Here is a 20,846-nt window from a genome sequence, read left to right on the forward strand (position 1 = left end):
TGGGATAACAGCCCGTAAAGGTCCGATAAGTGCAACTAACCATCAGTGGGGGATGATGAAAAACCCCCACTGATGGAAGTTTACTTTATTGAATGATAAACTCATCTGGTATAATTTGTAGTTTATTGACTACAGGAAGGGCATCGATACCTTTTAACAAAACATCTTGATCATAATCTACAATAAAGCGGGATAAATAATCTTCAGAAGATCTAGGTATATTTTGAATATTTTTCACGTCACTATTTGCCCGTATTGCATTAATTTCTAATGAACTTTTAGCAAAAATCCCGCCTTTTATATAAAATAAGGATCCGACGCCATATAATTCGGCATCTTCCTCCGTATAGAAAAATGCCTGCAGGGGTTTGATTTTATCTCCTTCTTTTGGAAGGTAAGGGGATCCCACTTCTTGAAGATGCGTGAAATTATTAAATTCATTCATCCTTGTTATAGTAAGCTTCTTTTTTGCTAATAAAACTAATTGTCCTACTTTATTTTTACCGTCATCTGCAATATATGGTTCACCGATGATATTAACATTTGAAACAAAAGCCTCATCTGAAGAATACACAACTGAATTGAATGAAATCGCATCATTTTCTCCAGCTTCTTCTCCACTTTCATCTCCTTTTATTGTAAATGTGTCAACACTAAAAACATTTTTTAGAAGATGAATCGTCGTATTATTAGGACGGATATTTATGCTTTTTCCAGCCAATATCGTTCCATTTATCTTAATCCCATTTTCTGAATTTAGAGCTTGATTTGCTTCCGATTCCATAATAATGTTGCCTGCTGCAATAATATCTTCGTATAAAGTAATAGCTTTATCGAAATTGATTATATGAATGTCTCCTGAAACAAACAAATTGTTGTTAAATGTGAGGTTATCATTTCCGACAAGATACAGATCACCGTCTACGATTAATTTATCATTAAACGAAATTGATGCATTTGCATTACTCGTAATGACAACATCCCCTTTTAGTTTAATTGGGTCATTAAATTCTATCGGTCTGTCTTTACTTTCTATTTTATAGCTTTCATCCAATTTTTCGAGTGTATTCCCAATAACGCTTAATGGAGTTTCTTGCTTTGTTACTTTTTTAATCACACCATTTGTATTGGTAATACCGGTTATTTCCATATTACCAATGTCGGTTTGTAAATTGGAAGGAATAGTGTTAATAGATGATACGGTCTGTAGGCCATTCTGCTGCAATGTACTGTTTACTCTTTGAATAAAGGTTGAATCAAAATCGATATTAATAAATTGACTGTCATTTTTTAAAGCAGGTACTTCTTTTTTATAAAAATTATTATTAGTCAACACAGGAATAACAGCAGTCTGATTGCTGTAAACATCTCCATTAATCGATGGCATTAAAGATTTTTCCTGTTTGGCAGTGCCGTCTTTAAGCTGATAGTTTGCTTCATCGGTTATATGAAGCCGATTGGCATATATATTGCCGTTTATATTGGGTGAGCCGTTTAAAAATAGTCCTTCTTTATCGTCAGAAGAATCGGAGCCGATAGCATATTTTAAAAAGCTTGGCAGCGGAGAAAGAATGATACGTTTCTTTAAAGTGCGTGTAACAGTTCCTTCGTTTTTGTTTGGATTATTGGTAACAAGCGTAATTTCCAGCACTTTTGTAAAATCGCTATTTTTATTAAGTGAATAAGGACTGCTCGTTGTTAAATTGTCTTGGCTGCAGCTTTTGGCTGATTGCACGATATCAGCAGATCCTACTGTTCCTCCGCTTAAATCAACAATGCTCATGCAGGAAATGAAATCTTTATATTCTTTTTTATCCAAGACTGTATTGATGCTTGTGGCAAGAACCTTTGTTTTTAAGTCTTGCTCAAAGGAAGAACGAATATAAACATGATTGGATCTTTCATATAAATAGTTTTTAATAGGCAGTGAGTTTAATGTTCTCGCCATTTCAGATGTTATTTCTTCTATTACCTTTTTGCTTTGAAAGGTAATGTTAATATCACTTTCACGTGTCTCTACCCTTTTTGTTCCACTAATAGAAGAAGCGACAACCGCCAGTCCAATTGTTGTAAAAACAAGGGAGATTAGTAGAACGGTAATTAGTGCATTTCCTTTTTCGTTTATTCTTTTCATAAAGTTCTCCTTAAAAACCAAATTGGCTTTCTAATGTCAGAGGTCTTTTTAGTCTCTCTTGATCTAGCTTAAAAGTGACATATATTGTTCCATGAAGACATTTTTTTGCATCGTTTTTATCCGATTTTGTACAAGTTAAGCTTAAACTAGAACCATCAAAGTTCCCGTTTCCTTCTAAAGTTTGTCCATTAATAGCAACAGATTTAATTGCTTTATCGTCAACGGTTTGATCAACGAATTCGATGCTTCTACCCGTAATATCCTCTGCATTAGCGTAATTTTTCTTGTTGGGAGTATAAAAAGAAGAAGTTTCTTTATCGTTTTGCTCGAGCGCCGTTTGCTCTGAATCGAATAAATCAATCCGATTTTCACTCGTTGACTCCACATAATCAAATGGAAAACTATTAAATGCATTCATCATCATGGAAACAGCATAGTCGGCATCATCCCGGAGCTGACCTTCAATCTGAATTTTATTATATAAGGAAAGGCCTGATTGGAAGACGCCGTATATAACTGGCATAACTATTGCCAATATCGTAATCGTTGCTAGTAGCTCATATAAAGTTATGCCATTTTCATCGAAGATCTTCACTTTTTACCGCTCCTTCTACTGTTGTATCATATGTATGATTGTTCACTTCCCAAGTAACCTTCACGCTTATAGGGATAAAAAAAGAAGTGTAATTTTCATCTGAATTTGGATCAATTTCTACACCGTAATCAATATTATTAATTGTAATAGGGTGGCAGTTTGCTAAATTTGTGTTGTTTGTCCATTGAATCATATAGCTGTTATCACATACTAATAATCTCCCTTTTGCCGAAGAATCTTTTTCCAGCATATCTTTTATTTCCATAAATGAAGACTGTTCAACAAAGGTTAATGCGTTTCTAGCGACATTAACAGCAGCCGTTTTTTTTTGATTTAAATTCGTATAAGAATAGGCTTGATTAAAAAAGTTCATTACACCTAGTAAAATAATACTAAGTATCATTAAAGAAACAAGTACTTCGATTAATGTTAAACCTTTTGAACTAGAAATAAGCTTTGGAAATTTCATATTATACCCTGCTTTCAAAATTACTAATCTTATTATACAATACTTATTAGTTGTCAAATATCTAAATTTGTCGAAAATATGATTCAAAAGTTTAATTAAATTTACAATATTTAGGGTATATCGATAGGAAAACCTATTTATAAAGGTGGTGTATAATGATTTTGTATATTTTAGCCCTTTTTTCCCTATTTTTAGTTATTCCGATTGTGTATTTATTACCACTGAATTTTTCAATTCGAGGGAAAATGTTCATTATTGGACTATCATTATTTACTTCAATATGTGGAATAGCAGCTGAAAATATTTTAGTGGGATGGCAATCGATATTATTGATGCTTTTATGCGTCATTCTTATTACATATATCTTAATGAAAAAATCGTCGGACTTATTATTTATTTCTAATCAAGAAGAAGATATGGAAGATAGCTTAATGGAAGACCTTGTGTTTGAAAAAGAAAAAAGTTATTCCGAAAAAAAAGTCAATGTACTGGATAAAGAAGAGAATGTTTTGTTGGACTCATCTTTTATAGAGAAAGAAAATGTGCTGGAAGAAATAGAGGAAAAAGAAATTGCCGTAAATGAAACAATAAAGTTGGAATCCATTGAAGAAGACCTGGCAGAAAAAAGCATCACAGATGAAGCTTCAGAAGAAGAGAACTTGCAGATAATCGGTGAAGCAAAAAGAGATGCTGCATTGGAAGAGAAAGAAACAGAAGTCGAAGAGCTACCTGCATTAAACTATATGGAAGAAATAGAAAGCCTAATCGTGCAGGGAGACGCTTGGAGAACTGTTGCAGTCAGTCAAGATCAAGAGGGAAAAGATGAAACAGCTGACCGAGAAATGGAACAAGAACCTTTTGAAATCGACAATTCTTTATTAGAAGAAATAGATTTAATAGATTTTATGGAAAATAGTCAAACAATGAAACAAGAAGAGTCAATTTCTCTTAGCATGGAAGAGATAGTAGAAGAAATTCATTTATTGAATGAAGAACAACTAGCTGCAGATCAACTCGAAGCAATTGAAATGGATATTATCACAGTTGAAAAAGATTGGGAAGTGCTTGAATTAGATACAGAGGAAGCATACATAGAAGAACTTGAGATGAATGACGCGGAAGCATCTCCGACAGAATGGATAAAGATTCAAACGGAAAATGAATCCGAAGAGAAAGCAGTGGATGCGTTCGAAAAAGATGCAAACCATGATATTGTTCAAATGGAGGAGAAACCGGATTCTAATGTATTATCAAAAAAAGTCATCGATAATACATTTTTGCAGTTGAATGTTTTGAAAAATATCGTTTCAAAAGAAGAATATGAATCAGCTGTTTTAAACTGTCTAAATGAAACGATGTCTCTACAAGAGTATTTTGCTTTTGCTCATTTATTAATTGAACAATATGTTCATTATAAAGAAAAAGAAAAACTAAATGCTTTGTTCCAGATGCTTAAAGATAAATTCAGCTCTGAGGCCATTATGCTGGAACAGCTTTTATTTATGGAAAAAACTTATTTGCCAAATTAAATCGGAAAGCTTAGGTGAGAACGTACAATGAAAAATAGTTCACAAATTAAAGGGTTGCCAATTATCAATATTTTAGATGGAAAACAAGAAGGAAATGTCCAATCTCTTATTATCAATCCAGAAAAAGGATCGGTTGATTTTTTAACAATAGAACAGGAAGAATGGCAGGAAAGCATTCAGGCGATTCCATTTAAAAAAGTAATTGGGGTGGGAGAATACGCTGTTACGATCGAAAGCGCCAATTCTATTATTGATTTAAATGAAATACCGATTGCTAGAGAATTAGTAGATAAAAAGATTACTGTTGCAGATGCAAATGTTATTACAAGAAAAGGGGAATTGTTAGGGAAGGTAGTCGAATATTATGTGAATGATGAGAATGGAGATATTATCGGATTGGGCACAACCATTAATGATAAGGAAAGCTTTATTTTATCCGAGTATGTCGTGACGTATGGAAAAGATATTATCATCGTAAAAGAGGAAGCAGCAACTAATCTGCAATCATCTATTTTTGAAAAGGAAACAGCTGCACTAGAATCTGCTGTTATGGAAGAAACGGTAATAGTGGAAGATTCTTCAGAAATGGAAACGACAACGGAAGAAGAACGTCTTCAAGCACTTAAGGAAAAACAAATGGAGCTTTTAACCGATAAAAAAGTGATCAAGGACATCTACACAAATGATGGGGAAATATTATTTACAGAAGGCACCATCTTAACTGCTGAAGATATTGAGAAAGCACAAAATATTGGACTTAATGTGGTGATTGAGTTGTCCATGAGTGTGGAAGCCTAATAAAAAAGGAGAGAACCTGTGAATAACGATCAAGGCACAAAGCTATTTTTAGCGCTTCTGCTTACTACTTCGTTTATTTTTTCTTTTTCTCAATTTGGTGCCAAAGCGTATCAGCATTTTTTTCAGAGAGCTAGCGGCTACGGGGGAAATACAAAAATAGCAGCCATTGATGCAGCAGGGATGAATGAATCGGAAGTATTAAAAGCACTAGTCACTAAACAGGCGGATTGGGAAAAAACAAATGCAATTACGATTAAATATAAAGAAAAAACAAAAAAGGTAGAGACGGATCTTTTTGATTTCCAATTGCAAGATTCCGTATCGAAAATGAAACAAGGAATAGATAACCAAGTATTAGTTTCCATCGATGAAGAGAAGTGGAAATCATTTTTAAATTCTATTTCTCCTGAAATTGTGGAAGAAGACGCCTTTTATTTAAATAAATTAAATGATAGTTTGCTAGCAATCGCTGCAGGCATGCAAACAGGTGATAGTTTACTAGATGTCAATGACTATCGAATTAGCAAAAAAGAAGAGGAAAAAGTTCTTTCAGATACAGTTTTAGCTGTTGGAGATAACAAAAAAAATATCACAAAATGGGTAAAAACTTTTCCTGCTATTGCAATTGCTCCACAATCTTCTTTGTCAATATTGAAAATAACGGAGGACACTGGAGGGAAGGTTTATTCGAATGAAACGTTGAGCATGGTCGCAAGCGCGATACATCATGTTATTCTTTCTTCTAATTTCTCCGTAGTAGAAAGATATTTAAGCAGGGAACTGCCAAGTTTTGCGACATTGGGATATGAGGCAAGGGTAAATAAAGAAAAGAATATGGATTACCGTTTCCGCAACCCGAATGATGAATCCTTTACCCTTCATTTTAAAATGGTTGACCAAAAGCTGTACGTATCATTAACAGGTGCCCCTTTTCTTTATCAGTATAAAGTAGTGCTTTCAGATAAAGAAAGCTTTAAACCAAAGACGGTTATTCAATTTGATCCAAAGCTTTCATTTGGTCAATATAAGATTGCCGCAGAAGGAAAAGATGGTCAATTGGTTAAAGTTTACCGTAACATACTGGATGATAAAGGCCAAAAGGTTAAAAAAGAGCTTGTCAGCGAGGATTTTTATCCCCCTGTAAAAGAGGTAATAGTCCATAGTTTAATTGAAAAAGAAACAGTGACAACCGAAGATTCTAACATAGATAAAAGCACAGCAGATTCGAGTGGGGATGCATCAGATTCAATGGAGAATAAGGAAAATGCCAATATAAGCGGAACCACTACAGATAGTTCTTCTTCCATAGAAACGGATCAGGAACAAAAGAAAAATGATCAAGATGTTAATCAAAAGGAAGACAAAGCTAGCAGCTTGCCGGATGGAGAAAAATAATTGCGATACCTAGGAGAATGAAGATGAAATATACACGAAAAAGGTTAGGAGACTTATTAGTAGAAGCAGGTCTGCTAACAGAAGAACAACTTCAGCTCGCACTAAAAGAAAAACATCCTGATCAACGACTTGGCGACAGCTTGCTGCAAAAAGGGTTTATCACAGAACAACAGCTAATTGAAGTATTGGAATTTCAGCTGGGAATTCCCCATGTCAGTTTATATCGATATCCTTTTGATCCAAAACTATTTCATATCGTGTCAAAGGATATGGCAAAAAGGCAGTTGATTATCCCGTTAAAAAAAGACGGGGATAAGCTGTTTGTGGCAATGGCAGATCCCATGGACTTCTACACGATTGATGATCTAAGGCTTGCAACAGGCTTTCAAATCGAAACAGCAATTGCAACAAAAGATGATATTTTGCGTGCTATTAATAAATATTATGATATGGACGAAGGTTTTGAGGAATTATTGCTGGATAACGTTTCGATTGCAGAAGCTACAGACAATACTTTGGCAGAACAAGATTCGCCGATAGTAAGGCTGGTGAATCAAATTTTGCAAAATGCTGCAACAGTGAAGGCGAGTGATATTCATATTGATCCGCAAGAAACAAAGGTAGTTATTCGCTACCGAGTGGACGGTGTTTTGCGAACAGAACGAGTATTGCCGAAGCACATGCAGAGTGTACTCATTGCCAGGCTGAAAATAATGGCCAATTTAGATATTACGGAACACCGAATTCCGCAAGATGGGAGAATCAAATTTAATTTGGATTTTCATCCAATTGATTTGCGTGTATCCACCTTGCCAACGGTTTATGGAGAAAAAGTTGTTATGCGTCTTTTAGACCTAGGAAGTGCATTAAATGATTTGAATAAACTCGGCTTTAACAAAGTCAATTTAGCTCGTTTTGTGGAAATGATTGAGAAGCCTACAGGAATCGTATTAATTACTGGTCCAACAGGATCTGGGAAGTCATCCAGCCTTTATGCAGCACTGAACCGTTTAAATAGTGAAGAAGTAAATATTATTACAGTGGAAGATCCGGTTGAATATCAGCTGGAAGGAATCAATCAAATCCAAGTAAATGCCAATGTGGGCATGACGTTTGCAACAGGACTTCGCGCCATATTAAGACAAGATCCAAACGTTATTATGGTCGGAGAAATACGAGATAAAGAAACAGCGGAAGTAGCTGTAAGAGCATCCCTTACAGGACATTTAGTATTGAGCACCCTTCATACAAATGATTCCTTAGGATCGGTTACTCGTCTGCTCGATATGGGAGTAGAGCCATTTTTAGTGGCCTCGTCCATCAGTGGAATTGTTGCTCAGCGATTAGTGAGAAAAGTATGCAGAGATTGCGGACAAGTTTATCCAGCAAGTGTCCGAGAGAAGGAAATTTTCGCCAAAAGAGGCTTGAACATTGAAAAAGTAGCCCGGGGAAAAGGCTGTGCATCATGTAATATGACAGGCTATAAAGGCCGCATTGCCATCCATGAGGTTTTAGTCATGAATGACGAAATGAAACGCGTCATTATGAATGGAGAATCTTTTTCAAAATTACGGGAGCTGGCAATAAAAGCAAAAACTATTTTTATAATAGATGATGGATTGTTAAAAGTAAAACAAGGAATTACAACAACTGAAGAAGTACTCCGGGTAGCAATCTCTGATTAGGAGGGATGTTTTTGAACAGCAATATTGATTATTTATTAAGAGTTGGTTTTGAATTAAAGGCATCTGATATTCATTTAACGGTGGGCGTTCCTCCAATTATGAGAATAAACGGCGAGCTTAAAAGGTATGGGAAGGAAAGCTTAACGCCTGCCGATACGGAAGTAATGGCTAAAGCAATGATACCGGAACATATGTGGAACAGTTTTATGGAAAAAGGAGAATTGGACTTTTCCTACAGCCTAAAAGGGATTTCTAGATTCCGTGTGAATACATATAAGCAGCGTGCATGCATCGCCTTAGCAATTCGCGTCGTGCCAACATCCATTCCAAGCTTAGATGAATTAAACTTGCCGCAAATCTTAAAAAAAATAAGTGCAAAACCACAGGGCCTAATATTGATTACCGGTCCAACAGGCAGCGGTAAATCAACAACATTAGCTGCCATGATTGCTTACATGAATGAAACAATGAGAAAGCATATTATTACGCTCGAAGATCCGATTGAATACTTGCATAAACATGGGAAATGCATTATTGATCAGCGAGAGGTCGGCTTTGATACGAACAATTTTGCCAATGGGTTAAGAGCGTCGCTTAGACAGGATCCGGATGTTATATTGGTCGGAGAAATGCGGGATTTAGAAACCATTCAAACGGCGATAACAGCTGCTGAAACAGGACATTTAGTGCTCGGTACCCTACATACATCGAGCGCTCCGGCAACGATTAACCGGATTATCGATGTGTTCCCATCTTCCCAGCAGGACCAAATTCGCATCCAGCTAGCATCCGTGCTTGTCAGCATAGTTTCCCAAAGGCTGTTTCCAACTTCAGATAAATCAGGGAGGGTTTCTGCGACAGAAATATTATTAAATAACGCAGCAGTTGCCAATTTAATTCGCAATGAAAAAATTCATCAAATCGTTAATATTATGCAAACATCACGAGCGGTAGGAATGCACACACTAGAGACTAATGTAAAGGAACTAGTGAAAAATGGTTCCATTTTAAAGGAAGCAGCACTTCCTTATTTACAAGAGAAGGAGCAGTAAGATAGATGGCTCGCTACAAATATGAAGGCAGGGACAGAAAAGGAAAAAAAACAGGCATTGTCTCTGCCGTATCCAAAAGAGAAGCGATGTTGCAGCTAAAGGAAAAGGGAATTAAAGTTATCGAGATACATGAAATTCCTGAAACGCTGCTGACAAAAGAAATAACGCTGGGAAGCCCCGTAAAGCTTCAGGATTTTGTCATCTATTTAAGGCAGTTTGCTACATTGCTGAAAGCAGGGGTTTCTGTTGTTGAAGCAACCGTCATTCTTGCTGAGCAGACAGAAAGCAAAAGCTTAAAAAAAGCGCTTCTAGTCGTAGAACAGGATTTAAGAGATGGGAATCCTCTTTCCGCTGCAGCCGCAAAGCATCGAAAAGTGTTTACAAGCATGTTTGTCAATATGATTAAAGCCGGTGAAGCGAGCGGAAATATGGATGAAACCCTTGAGAGACTTGCCGTCCATTTTGAAAAGCAGCATTTTACAAAACAAAAAATTATCTCTGCATTGACATATCCGATTGCCATTGCCATTATCGCGGTCATTGTTGTTATCTTTTTGCTTGTAAAAATTGTACCGACATTTGTGGACATGTTCAAAGATTTTGGAGGAGAATTGCCGAAAATTACCCAATTTGTATTAGTGGCTAGCGATTTTATGCAAAAGTTTTGGTGGCTTATTATCCTCTTGATGACTGCTTTTGCTGTCAGCATTGTGCTGATCCGCAATAATAGAGCTTCTAAATATTATTTAGATTATGTGCTGTTAAGAATGCCGATCTTCGGAAAAATTCTGCAAAAAGCAGCGTTGGCAAGGATGACAAGAACATTAAGTTCCTTATTTAATAGCTCTGTTCCCATCCTGCAGGCACTTTCCATTGTTGAAAGCATTATTGAAAATGAAGTAATCGCAAAAGTATTGCAAAAGTCGCGGAATTCGTTGGAGCAAGGGCAATCCTTAACTGCACCGATGAAAGCACACTGGGTGTTCCCACCGCTCGTTACACAAATGATTGCCATAGGGGAAGAAACAGGGTCCCTCGATACAATGCTTTCGAAAGTAGCCGATTTTTACGAACGAGAAGTCGAAAGTGCAACAGACAGACTAAAATCATTGATTGAACCAATTATGATCGTTTTCCTTGCCAGCATTGTTGGAACAATCGTGACTTCTATCATGGTTCCAATGTTCGAGATTTTCAATCATGTACAATAAAATGTCGTTTTTCTAGAAAAATAATGATGTAAATGGAACTATATATCTAGTATAATAGGTACAAGTTGGAAGAATGGTAATCAAAAATAAAAGGGGATTATAGAATGCGTCAATTAATACAAAAACAATTAAAAAATGAAAAAGGATTAACGTTAATTGAGTTGCTAGCTGTTATTGTTATTTTGGGGATTATTGCGGCTATTGCGATACCGAGTATTGGAAATATTATTGAGAAATCAAGATTTGATGCAATTAAGGCAGACGGAATTCAAGTATTAAATGCAGCTAAAATTTATATTTCTGCTGATGGACAAAAGACTGAGAATATTAATTCTACCGATTTAGCATCCTACCTTGAGAATGAAACTACACTAAATAGTGGTTACGAAATCGATGTAGTTAATGGGAAATTAAAATTAACTGGCGGTGCTACGAAAGGTAACATTACAGTTACATTTACAAATGCAACAACAGAGGGAATAAATAATGCAACTAAAAATAGCACCGGAAACACAACAACTATAAGTAATTAATAGTTAAAAATGAGGTTTTAATCTTGATCTACCTACTAATCTTCCTATACGGAATCACCCTTGGTTCGTTCTACAACGTAGTTGGCTTAAGGGTGCCGAAAAAGAAATCGATTGTAAGGCCTAGATCTCATTGTACCAGCTGTGGGCATACGTTGACTGCAATAGAACTAATACCAGTTTTAAGCTATATACTCGCAGGGGGGAAATGCAGGTGCTGCAAGGCATCGATTTCCCCCTTCTATCCTATTTTCGAGCTTTTGACAGGTATTCTGTTTGTAGTCAGCCCACTCATTCTTGGCTGGAGCTTTGAGCTTTATGTTGCATGGACACTTATTTCTTTATTTATGATTATTACCGTTTCTGATCTTGTGTATATGATTATCCCTGATAAGGTGCTGCTGTTTTTTTTCGGAATATTGATAGTTGAAAGAATCTTTATTCCGCTGACGCCATGGTGGGATTCATTAATAGGGGCGACAGTAGCTTTCACTTTATTGCTTGTTATCGCGATTGTCAGCAAAGGCGGAATGGGCGGCGGCGATATTAAACTATTTGCCGTTATTGGTTTTGCGGTAGGATTAAAACTAGTTTTAACTTCTTTTTTCTTATCGACCTTATTAGGAGCAGTCGGCGGACTGATCGGCATGCTGTTTGGAAAAGTAAAAAAAAGAAAGCCGATTCCATTCGGCCCTTTTATCGTTTTAGGCACATTAATCAGCTATTTTTATGGAAATGATTTGATCGATTGGTATATTGGGTTCTTTCTTTGAAATACGGTAAGGAGTTATCATCATGTCATTATTTAACTTTGGAAAAAACAAAATAGTCAACTTAATCATCAAAGATCATGTCATTCGTTTTGTGGAATTAAAGCAGCCAGGAGATCTTATTGTGCATAACTGGGGAGAACGCTATCTTCCGGCAGGCTTAATACATGAAGGAGTAATTCAAGATATCGAGACATTGTCCATGATATTGGAAGAATGCATCCAAGACTGGAAAATTGCCAAAAAACAAGTGCGTTTTCTTGTTCCAGATTCGTCTGTCGTTATACGTAGGCTCCCAATACCAGAAGATGTACATGCCGATGAAATAAAAGGATATTTGTATATGGAATTAGGCACATCGATTCATTTGCCATTTGAAGATCCTGTTTTTGATTATTATTTATTAAAAGAACAGGAAAATAAAAAAAAGCAGATTCTCTTATTTGCAGCACCTGAACAAAATGTATCAGCCTATGCAGAATTGCTGGAAGATGTAAAGCTTTCGCCGGTAGCAGCAGATATTTCTGCCATTGCCTTATATCGTTATTATGTGAAAACTAGTGAGGTCGCAACTGATGATGTAGCGATGCTCGTACAAATCGATTTAAAAACGGTAAATGTTAGTATCTTTGAACAGCATTATCCATTGTTTATGCGCCATCTGCCAATGGAAGTGGATGAGGCAAAATGGGAAATTTCCCGTACACAAGGGGATATAGATGAGTTCTATTATCGTGGTGACAACAGTGAAGTATTCAACGGTTTAGAAGATATTTATAAAGAATTGGATAAAGTATTGAGTTTCTACCGCTACACCCTAAATAAAGGGGAAAAGCAAGTCAATAAAATGGTTTTTGCAGGCGATCATCCATGGCTCTCCAATATAGTAGAACAAATGAAAGATCGTTTTGATTATCCTGTAATCAGTTTAAGCAGCAAATCCGTTTTAAATGAAGTGCCTATTCCAACATCTATGCTTGTTAATATTGGTTTAGGGCTGAAAGAGGTGTAAACATGTTAGTAGAAATTAACCTCCTTCCTAAAAAAGAAACAAAAAGCACTGCCTTTTTTGTATGGATAATAATAATCGGTATCTTGGCAATAGTGCTGGCTGCCTTATTCTATTGGCAAATGATTGCGCAGAAGGAAGCCATTGAAACGACACAAAAAAGAATAGATACAGCAGAACAAATGGCTGAAGCGAAAAGACAAAAGCTGCTCAGCTATGAAAATTCCCAGTCTGTAAAAAAATTAAACAATGCAATATCATGGGCCGGTAATCAAAAGATTGATACAGTGTATGTTATTCAAGAACTGTCAAAAATCCTTCCAGACCGAGGGTTTATTCAAGAATTAGATTTGGAAGAGCGGCAGCAATTGAATTTGACGATTCAATTTGATACAAAAAGCGAAGCGATGTATTACTTAAATTCGCTTTTGCAGCTAAATTGGATGGAAGAAGCTATTTTAACCGATTCTAAATCAACGGACATCCTGGAAAATAAAGTGAGTGAAAAGATTGACAATGATATTAAAGTGTTGAAACAATTTAATATCGAACCGAGGTATTTTGCTCAATATGAGGTAATCTTAAATGTATCTGCATTAAAAACGGCAGTCGCAGAAAAGCAAAAAGAGGATGAAAACAGCACCTCAGAAGAAGGGGAGGATTCCCCGTGAGAGTAGTGGAGAATAAATCGGCCCTTCTATTAATCGTTAGTATAATCGTGCTGCTCTTTCTTGCAGTTGGAGCCCGCTTTTTCTATTTAATGCCCCTTTATCAGGAAGCAGATAGAAAACAATCAGAGCTTCAATCAGCTGAACAGCAAGTAGCCATCCTTCAGTCAAAAATAAATTCTTCTACTGAAAAGACAGCAGCGAGTTCGATGGGTTTGCAAAAACAAGTTCCAGTAAAGCGTTTGCTGGAACAAGCATTATTAGATATCGAAAAAGCAGAAATTATTTCTGGCTCCAACCTTATCGAAATAAAGATGAATGGCACGGAAGCAGATGAAGATTTGAAGGACGAAGAGTTGACAACTGCTGATAAAGCAATTAAAGAAGCAAATAAAACCGAAAATAATGCAGTTGATATAAATGGGGAATCAAGCGATGCAGCATTACCTAACGGTATAAAAAAAACATCAATAAATATTACGGGAGAAGCAGATACATATGATGAATTGGAAAAACTAATAGAATCCATTCAATCTTCTCAAAGAATTATGGATGTGGAATCCCTTCATATTACCGGAACAGAAGAAATTATATCTGTGGAGGATACGGACCAAAAAATAGAGTTTGACATGAGTGTTTCGATTTATTATTATCCAGAGCTAAACGATCTGATAAAGGATATACCGCCTTTAGAAAGCCCGAAAACATCGGATAAGAACAACCCGTTTGCTGGTGTTTCCATAGAGGAAGATGCGGATGCAGAGGAACCGTAAAAAGGAAAAGAGGTCTAGCAATGTTCAAAAAAACTAGACTATATATTAATCAAAAAGGGCTGACATTAGTGGAATTGCTTGCTGTTATTGTCATTTTAGGCATTATTGCCGTTATTGCTGTTCCTTCTGTTTTAAAAGTAATTCATGATATGCGTGATCGTGCGTTTATAGCAAATGCCTGGAATATGAAAGAAGCAGCCGACTTTTATATTAAACAAGAAACAACAAGTGGTGCGGGTGCCAAAGAAAAAATTACTTATTTGGAGCTTGTTGATAATGGATTTATGGGTTCATTTCAAGATCCAGATACAGATAAGGAGCTTGAGCCTTCCGATAATAGCTATGTAGTAATTCAACATAATGCAGCTGTTGCTGTTTGTGTGAAGGGGGTTAAAAGAAACCTTTGCACAAAAGAAGGGGTAGAAACTCCTATTCGATACAGCGACTTGAAACCAAGTCTAATTGTGGAGAATACTAATTGAATTTGACGAAATCATTCTATAACAAGACGACAAAAGTCTTGTTATTTTTTTTTGCCAGTATGATAGGATGGATGAAACTAGTGATAATGGGGGTAGGACGAGTGAACGAAAACCCGGTGAACCGCAAATCAATTACCATCAAAATCAACGGTAAAGAGCGTCCATTCCATGATAAGGAGAAAGAAAAGGGAATCATGGAGGAGGATGCATCCTCTTTAATAGAAAAAAGAAAAAGAAGCCACGATAAAAAGTTTACAGAAGAAGTCGCAGCTGGGAGCGAGATACTGGGAGAAGAAAGCTTTGATTGGATTCTTCCAAACGATGAACCGCTGGAAGAGTCAACTGAATTTCAAATGACGGAAACACCACTGAAAAAGAAAGGAAGCTTTTTTGAAAGAAAAAAGGCAAATACAAGAATAAAAAATTTGCCAAAGGGCATGCTTCCATCGATATTTTTTGCGGTGTTTTTTGCCATTGTTTTAGGGACAGGCTTTGGATTTATTCTTTTGAAAATGGTAAATACGGATCAAAACACAGTGGAACAAACTACTTCAACTGCAGTTGACAATTCAAAAACAGCAGAAAAAACTGGAGTAACTACAACAAGTTCCGTCGCAGCAGAAAAAGAGGCTATTACCACCTACATTGTGCAGCATATTATTTTATCAAACGAAGATGCAGTAATTCAGGAACAAACACAGTTGTCAAAAAAAGGATATATCAGTCAAAGAATTGATCTAGATGGGAAGATGATTATCTATTTAGGAGTCGCAAGCAATATAGAAGATGCCAAACAAATGCAAAAAGAAATGGGCAGAAAAAAAGTGGCGGCTTTTGCAAAAGAAATTACATTTAGCGGTGGAGAAGTAAAGAGTGTAAGCAAAGAGGAGAAGAACTTTATTGAGAGCTCTCCAGATATCTTCAATAGCTTAACGAATGCAGTTACAGCTGCACAGTCTGAACAATCCATTCCGAATGATGTGAAAAAAGAGCTGGAAGCACAAAAAACATCTTTAGATAAATTGAAGATAAAGGAATTTAAGAATGACAAAATAAAAACGATGGCAACAGAACTAGCTAGCGGTTTAGCAAATGGTATCTTGCTGTCGCAGAGCAGCAGCAATGAAGATATACAGACCATTCAAAAAGGTTTATTAACATTTTTAGGAGAATATTCATCACTCTGAAAATCACCCCAACAATTACCTGGGAAATAATATCTATAATTTCGACAGTCTGAGAACTTTAAATAGTTCTCTTTTTTTTTTGCAGAAAATCATCCATATATTATCGGAAAAATTTGATAAATTTCTGCAAGATACTTCATATTACATTTTATTTACTATTTGATAAAAAAATGAAGTTCAAAATTGTTTATCGGTACATTCTTTGATACCATTATGTTGTATCTCCCATTATTCATTGAAACTAGGCAGGTGGAAAAAATGACACAAAAGCAAACCCTCATATTAGCCTCATCTTCTCCTCGACGAAAAGAACTCCTTGAAGATCTTCGTATATCTTTTGAAGTTTCCAGTAGTGATGTGGATGAAAGTTTTGACCGTTCTCTTGCACCAGAAGAGGTTGTTATGGATTTAGCAAAAAGAAAAGCAGAATCTATTGCGGCTGACAAAGGCAATGCATTTATTGTTGGTGCGGACACGATTGTTTTTTACCAAGGAATTATATTAGGAAAACCTGAAACTCGCGAACAGGCTTTTTCGATGCTGAAGCTGTTGTCAGGATCCACCCATTCTGTATATACGGGGGTGGCGATTGCAGCAAATGGCAGTTGTCTGCAGTTTTATGAAAAAACAGATGTATTATTTTGGGAATTAACGGATGATGATATAAACAATTATCTAGACACCGGGGAACCATTTGATAAAGCGGGAGCATATGGAATTCAAGGAGTTGGCAGAATTCTTGTGAAAAAAATTACAGGAGACTATTTTACCGTAGTAGGTCTTCCAATTTCCCGATTGATGCGTGAGTTAAAAGCCGTTGGGTTTTCCATCCCTTATTAAATTTTATCATCTCCCCCATCTTTTATTCTCGGAAGCAAGTGAAGAAAAGAGAGGGGCAAACAGCATATGGATTCCTTATTAATTCGTGATTTTCCTGATGATGAACGTCCGAGAGAACGTTTTATTAAGTATGGACCTGAAAGCCTATCTAATCATGAGTTGATCGCGATACTTATTCAGACAGGCTCAAAAAACGAATCTGTCTTAACATTGGCAAATCGATTATTAGTCCATTTCGATGGACTGCGACTGCTGAAAGATGCTAGTCTTGATGAATTAATGTCTTTAAAGGGAATTGGAACAGCTAAAGCGATTCAGCTATTAGCAGCAATAGAATTAGGAAGAAGGGTATCTAATTTAGCGTACAGCGATCGCTACTCTATTCGTTCACCAGAAGATGCAGCAAAATACATGATGAATGAAATGCGTTTTCTTACGCAGGAACATTTTGTTTGTTTATACTTAAATACAAAAAATCAAGTAATGCATAAACAAACGGTTTTTATCGGAAGCTTAAACGCTTCAATAGTACATCCGCGCGAGGTTTATAAAGAAGCGTTTAGACGTTCAGCTGCTTCTATTGTATGCCTTCATAACCATCCATCAGGAGACCCCGCGCCGAGCAGGGAAGACATTGAGGTAACAAAAAGGTTAGTGGAATGCGGAAAAATTATCGGCATAGATTTGCTGGATCATATCATAATTGGGGAAAATAAATTTGTCAGTTTAAAGGAAAAAGGATATGTATGATACTGTTCATTTTTCAGGTTATAGGATATAATAATGTTTATGATTTTTTTGACTTAATATGTCTTTTTATGACAAAAACAACACGCACATATTTATATATGAGGAAAAATCTATCTACTTGTAAATAATAGCATTAGTTTCAGAAAGGGAGATACAACGATGTTTGGTATTGGAACAAGAGATCTTGGAATTGATTTAGGAACTGCAAATACATTAGTTTATGTAAAAGGAAAAGGAATTGTCGTAAGAGAGCCTTCTGTAGTTGCTTTGCAAACAGATACAAAAAGCATAGTGGCAGTCGGCAATGATGCTAAAAATATGATTGGTAGAACGCCTGGCAACGTGGTTGCTCTACGTCCGATGAAGGACGGAGTAATTGCTGACTACGAAACAACTGCTACCATGATGAAATATTATATTAAACAAGCGATGAGAAATAAAAGCTATTTTTCAGGGAAGCCATATGTAATGATTTGTGTGCCATCTGGAATTACAGCAGTAGAAGAAAGAGCAGTAATTGATGCTACTCGTCAAGCAGGTGCACGTGATGCTTATACAATTGAAGAGCCATTTGCTGCTGCAATTGGAGCAAACCTTCCTGTTTGGGAGCCTACAGGCAGTATGGTAGTTGATATCGGCGGCGGTACAACAGAAGTTGCCATCATTTCTTTAGGAGGTATTGTAACAAGTCAATCCATTCGCATTGCTGGTGATGAAATGGATGATGCGATAGTGAATTATATTCGCAAAACATATAATTTGATGATTGGTGAACGTACATCCGAAATGATTAAGATGGAAATTGGTTCTGCTGGAGATCCTGAAGGAATAGAAAATTTGGATATCCGTGGAAGAGACTTATTAACAGGTCTGCCGAAAACGATCAAAATCAGCGCGGATGAAATAGCAACAGCTTTAAAAGATACGGTTTCTGCTATTGTGGATGCAGTAAAAGTAACGCTTGAGAAAACACCGCCTGAATTAGCGGCAGATATTATGGATAGAGGAATTGTGTTAACTGGCGGAGGGGCATTGCTTCGCAACCTTGATAAAGTTATTAGTGAAGAAACAAAAATGCCTGTAGTCATTGCAGAAGATCCATTAGATTGTGTTGCATCAGGTACTGGAAAAGCACTTGACCATATCCATCTATTTAAAAACAAGGCAAAAGATTCACGATAATATGGTTAAAAAGATTGAGGGGTAAAGAAGCATGCCACAGTTTTTTATGAATAAAAGATTGATTATTTTGCTTGTCAGTATTATTATTCTCGTGGCATTAATAGGGTTTTCCATTAGGAGCCGTGATCAGCTTACCTGGCCGGAGCAATTTATTAAAGATACTACCGGCTGGGTGCAAACCCTTGTATCAAGACCTGCTCATTATGTAGCAGGCTTTATTGATAATGTCCGCGATTTGCAAAATACATACGAAGAAAATAAAGAGTTGAAATCCAAGGTGCAAAACTTAGCGATGCTAGAAGCTGAAGTACAAGGGCTTCAAAAAGAGAAAGATGAATTAAGTGCAGTACTAAAAGAAAAAAAGAGTTTAAGTGATTATGAACCAATGAATGCGACGGTTTTTAGAAGGAATTCTGACCGCTGGAATGAATTATTAACGATAAATAAAGGCTCAAGAAATGGCGTGAAGAAAAATATGGCGGTTATGACATCTTCCGGGTTAATTGGCAAAATAAAATCAGTCAGTTCCGGTACAGCAACGGTTCAGCTGTTAAGCTCGGAAGACCCGACAAATCGCATTTCTGCTGTTATTCAAGGTGACAAAAAGAAAAAGTTAAGCACTGTATTCGGCTTGGTTGTAGATTATGATAAAGAATCTAAACAGCTTATAATGCAATGGACAGAAGAGCAGGAGCCGAAAAAAGTAAAAGTAGAAAAAGGACAATTCGTTACTACTTCTGGTATGGGTGGAGTTTTTCCTAAAGGCTTGCTGATAGGAAAAGTAGTAAAAGTAGAACCGGTTGAAGATGGGCTAACTAAAAAAGCTTATATAGAACCTGCTGCTCAATTTTATTACATTGAACATGTTATGATTGTAAAAACACCTGGACAGCAGGTTGAGGAAGAGGACGGACTATGAGAAAGTATTTAGTAGGTGGTTTATTAGCATTAATGTTTATGCTAGAAAGCATTTTTGTAGAGCTGCTGCCAGCTGAACTTTTTCATAGTAATCGAATATTAGTTCCTCATTTTTTAATTTTAGCGATTTTTTTTCTTTCTATTTACGGAAGTCGGAATATAGGTATTATTTATGCGTTTGCATTTGGAATAATGTTTGATATAGTCTATACAGAAATATTGGGCATTTATTTTTTTGTTTTTCCATTTGTTGTTTATATTTGCAGTAAAATTATGAAAATCTTTCATAGTAACATTTTAATTGTTTCCATCGTATCATTATTGGGAATAACCATTTTGGAAATGGTTGTCTATGAGATGATTTTCATCATTCATCGTACCAGTATGGATTTTAATAGTTTTCTTAATTTGCGTCTTTTCCCAACGTTGATTTTAAATACGGCCTTTTTGATCATTGTCGCTTATCCTTTTAAACGATTTTTCGAAAAATATGCGGATGAAAGAAGGGAATAGAACGTACTGCTAGGAAAAAGATTCAGATGCTTTTGTTGTGTCTACTCTACTATTACCCTTTCACAAAAAGTGTTTTTTTCTTTTTGGAAAGGGATTTTCTAGTAATATTATGTATTCTTCTGTTGCATATGCAATTAGAGGCAGAATGTGATCATTTTGCAAATGTAGAATTATCTAGAAAGGATTTTTAAGAGTTTTGTCGAATGTAAAAGGGAATCCTTTTAAATATATCTATTGCCTTTTAAAGCGTTTCGAATAAATCTATAACTAGATAAGAAAAGCGCAAGCGCCCTTGCTCATCGACGGAAAAAGCTGAGTTCCACAGGATGTGGATCACACAAACGAAGACATAAGGT

Annotated in this window: 21 protein-coding genes; 18 read left to right on the forward strand and 3 right to left on the reverse strand. The window is 36.2% G+C overall.

From position 1 onward, the window contains the following. Positions 1-85 precede the first annotated feature (85 nt). Genes ACTYBU_RS12230 through ACTYBU_RS12240 form a run of 3 tightly spaced genes read right to left on the reverse strand, consistent with a single transcriptional unit; the run spans position 86 to position 3,198 of the window. Positions 86-2,134 carry a hypothetical protein gene (locus tag ACTYBU_RS12230; RefSeq protein WP_445490097.1) on the reverse strand — a complete coding sequence of 683 codons (2,049 nt, stop codon included), beginning with the start codon at positions 2,132-2,134 and terminating at the stop codon, positions 86-88. Positions 2,135-2,144: 10 nt separating this feature from the next. Continuing rightward, on the reverse strand, positions 2,145-2,729 hold the full coding sequence (locus ACTYBU_RS12235; RefSeq protein WP_445490099.1) for a hypothetical protein: 585 nt from the start codon (positions 2,727-2,729) through the stop codon (positions 2,145-2,147). Then, a complete protein-coding gene (locus ACTYBU_RS12240; protein ID WP_445490100.1) occupies positions 2,713-3,198 on the reverse strand; it encodes a type IV pilus modification PilV family protein in 486 nt (161 codons plus the stop codon). The genes ACTYBU_RS12235 and ACTYBU_RS12240 overlap by 17 nt, the downstream gene beginning before the upstream one ends. A gap of 155 nt (positions 3,199-3,353) precedes the next feature. Here ACTYBU_RS12240 and ACTYBU_RS12245 point away from each other — a divergent pair, with 155 nt between their 5' ends. The 18 genes from ACTYBU_RS12245 to mreD all read left to right on the forward strand — a co-directional run bounded on the left by ACTYBU_RS12245 (position 3,354) and on the right by mreD (position 20,490). Further along, complete coding sequence (locus ACTYBU_RS12245) at positions 3,354-4,727, forward strand: hypothetical protein (protein ID WP_445490102.1); 1,374 nt, start codon at positions 3,354-3,356, stop codon at positions 4,725-4,727. A 27-nt stretch (positions 4,728-4,754) separates the two neighbouring features. Continuing rightward, positions 4,755-5,525: a PRC-barrel domain-containing protein gene (locus tag ACTYBU_RS12250; protein WP_445490104.1), complete on the forward strand. Its 771-nt coding sequence runs from the start codon at positions 4,755-4,757 to the stop codon at positions 5,523-5,525. Positions 5,526-5,543: 18 nt separating this feature from the next. Next, positions 5,544-6,920, forward strand: coding sequence for a G5 domain-containing protein (locus ACTYBU_RS12255; RefSeq protein WP_445490105.1), 1,377 nt, complete (start codon positions 5,544-5,546; stop codon positions 6,918-6,920). A 23-nt stretch (positions 6,921-6,943) separates the two neighbouring features. Continuing rightward, the gene (locus ACTYBU_RS12260) at positions 6,944-8,605 is read left to right on the forward strand and encodes a GspE/PulE family protein (RefSeq protein WP_445490107.1); all 1,662 of its coding nucleotides are present in this window, start codon (positions 6,944-6,946) and stop codon (positions 8,603-8,605) included. A 5-nt stretch (positions 8,606-8,610) separates the two neighbouring features. Further along, the gene (locus ACTYBU_RS12265) at positions 8,611-9,657 is read left to right on the forward strand and encodes a type IV pilus twitching motility protein PilT (protein WP_445490109.1); all 1,047 of its coding nucleotides are present in this window, start codon (positions 8,611-8,613) and stop codon (positions 9,655-9,657) included. 5 nt (positions 9,658-9,662) lie between these two features. Beyond that, entirely contained in the window at positions 9,663-10,868 is a 1,206-nt protein-coding gene (locus ACTYBU_RS12270; RefSeq protein ID WP_445490111.1) for a type II secretion system F family protein, read from the forward strand. Between the two features lie 104 nt (positions 10,869-10,972). Continuing rightward, positions 10,973-11,401, forward strand: a complete 429-nt coding sequence (locus tag ACTYBU_RS12275) for a prepilin-type N-terminal cleavage/methylation domain-containing protein (RefSeq protein WP_445490113.1) — start codon at positions 10,973-10,975, stop codon at positions 11,399-11,401. Positions 11,402-11,424: 23 nt separating this feature from the next. After that, positions 11,425-12,171: a prepilin peptidase gene (locus ACTYBU_RS12280; protein WP_445490115.1), complete on the forward strand. Its 747-nt coding sequence runs from the start codon at positions 11,425-11,427 to the stop codon at positions 12,169-12,171. A 22-nt stretch (positions 12,172-12,193) separates the two neighbouring features. Next, a complete protein-coding gene (pilM, locus tag ACTYBU_RS12285; RefSeq protein ID WP_445490117.1) occupies positions 12,194-13,180 on the forward strand; it encodes a type IV pilus biogenesis protein PilM in 987 nt (328 codons plus the stop codon). A gap of 2 nt (positions 13,181-13,182) precedes the next feature. Next, entirely contained in the window at positions 13,183-13,848 is a 666-nt protein-coding gene (locus tag ACTYBU_RS12290) for a fimbrial assembly protein (RefSeq protein WP_445490119.1), read from the forward strand. Further along, positions 13,845-14,618 carry a pilus assembly protein PilO gene (locus tag ACTYBU_RS12295; RefSeq protein ID WP_445490120.1) on the forward strand — a complete coding sequence of 258 codons (774 nt, stop codon included), beginning with the start codon at positions 13,845-13,847 and terminating at the stop codon, positions 14,616-14,618. The genes ACTYBU_RS12290 and ACTYBU_RS12295 overlap by 4 nt, the downstream gene beginning before the upstream one ends. Positions 14,619-14,638: 20 nt before the next feature. After that, on the forward strand, positions 14,639-15,100 hold the full coding sequence (locus tag ACTYBU_RS12300; protein ID WP_445490122.1) for a type II secretion system protein: 462 nt from the start codon (positions 14,639-14,641) through the stop codon (positions 15,098-15,100). Positions 15,101-15,201: 101 nt separating this feature from the next. Beyond that, complete coding sequence (locus tag ACTYBU_RS12305) at positions 15,202-16,287, forward strand: hypothetical protein (protein WP_445490123.1); 1,086 nt, start codon at positions 15,202-15,204, stop codon at positions 16,285-16,287. Between the two features lie 258 nt (positions 16,288-16,545). Continuing rightward, the gene (locus tag ACTYBU_RS12310) at positions 16,546-17,127 is read left to right on the forward strand and encodes a Maf family protein (protein ID WP_445490125.1); all 582 of its coding nucleotides are present in this window, start codon (positions 16,546-16,548) and stop codon (positions 17,125-17,127) included. Positions 17,128-17,193: 66 nt separating this feature from the next. Beyond that, complete coding sequence (radC, locus tag ACTYBU_RS12315) at positions 17,194-17,877, forward strand: RadC family protein (protein WP_445490127.1); 684 nt, start codon at positions 17,194-17,196, stop codon at positions 17,875-17,877. A gap of 159 nt (positions 17,878-18,036) precedes the next feature. Beyond that, positions 18,037-19,059 carry a rod shape-determining protein gene (locus ACTYBU_RS12320; RefSeq protein ID WP_445490129.1) on the forward strand — a complete coding sequence of 341 codons (1,023 nt, stop codon included), beginning with the start codon at positions 18,037-18,039 and terminating at the stop codon, positions 19,057-19,059. Positions 19,060-19,105: 46 nt separating this feature from the next. Continuing rightward, entirely contained in the window at positions 19,106-19,978 is an 873-nt protein-coding gene (gene mreC, locus ACTYBU_RS12325; RefSeq protein WP_445490131.1) for a rod shape-determining protein MreC, read from the forward strand. Continuing rightward, positions 19,975-20,490, forward strand: a complete 516-nt coding sequence (gene mreD / locus ACTYBU_RS12330; protein WP_445490132.1) for a rod shape-determining protein MreD — start codon at positions 19,975-19,977, stop codon at positions 20,488-20,490. The genes mreC and mreD overlap by 4 nt, the downstream gene beginning before the upstream one ends. Positions 20,491-20,846: the final 356 nt, after the last annotated feature.

The organism is Niallia sp. 03133 (assembly GCF_052663225.1).

Coding starts and splice junctions, on each gene's coding strand:
- ACTYBU_RS12230 (WP_445490097.1), bottom strand. CDS start 2,134: ATGAAAAGAATAAACGAAAAAGGAAATGCACTAATTACCGTTCTACTA.
- ACTYBU_RS12270 (WP_445490111.1), top strand. CDS start 9,663: ATGGCTCGCTACAAATATGAAGGCAGGGACAGAAAAGGAAAAAAAACA.
- ACTYBU_RS12320 (WP_445490129.1), top strand. CDS start 18,037: ATGTTTGGTATTGGAACAAGAGATCTTGGAATTGATTTAGGAACTGCA.
- mreC (WP_445490131.1), top strand. CDS start 19,106: ATGAATAAAAGATTGATTATTTTGCTTGTCAGTATTATTATTCTCGTG.
- ACTYBU_RS12265 (WP_445490109.1), top strand. CDS start 8,611: ATGTTTTTGAACAGCAATATTGATTATTTATTAAGAGTTGGTTTTGAA.
- ACTYBU_RS12260 (WP_445490107.1), top strand. CDS start 6,944: ATGAAATATACACGAAAAAGGTTAGGAGACTTATTAGTAGAAGCAGGT.
- pilM (WP_445490117.1), top strand. CDS start 12,194: ATGTCATTATTTAACTTTGGAAAAAACAAAATAGTCAACTTAATCATC.
- ACTYBU_RS12240 (WP_445490100.1), bottom strand. CDS start 3,198: ATGAAATTTCCAAAGCTTATTTCTAGTTCAAAAGGTTTAACATTAATC.
- ACTYBU_RS12245 (WP_445490102.1), top strand. CDS start 3,354: ATGATTTTGTATATTTTAGCCCTTTTTTCCCTATTTTTAGTTATTCCG.
- ACTYBU_RS12290 (WP_445490119.1), top strand. CDS start 13,183: ATGTTAGTAGAAATTAACCTCCTTCCTAAAAAAGAAACAAAAAGCACT.
- radC (WP_445490127.1), top strand. CDS start 17,194: ATGGATTCCTTATTAATTCGTGATTTTCCTGATGATGAACGTCCGAGA.
- ACTYBU_RS12310 (WP_445490125.1), top strand. CDS start 16,546: ATGACACAAAAGCAAACCCTCATATTAGCCTCATCTTCTCCTCGACGA.
- ACTYBU_RS12250 (WP_445490104.1), top strand. CDS start 4,755: ATGAAAAATAGTTCACAAATTAAAGGGTTGCCAATTATCAATATTTTA.
- ACTYBU_RS12275 (WP_445490113.1), top strand. CDS start 10,973: ATGCGTCAATTAATACAAAAACAATTAAAAAATGAAAAAGGATTAACG.
- ACTYBU_RS12300 (WP_445490122.1), top strand. CDS start 14,639: ATGTTCAAAAAAACTAGACTATATATTAATCAAAAAGGGCTGACATTA.
- mreD (WP_445490132.1), top strand. CDS start 19,975: ATGAGAAAGTATTTAGTAGGTGGTTTATTAGCATTAATGTTTATGCTA.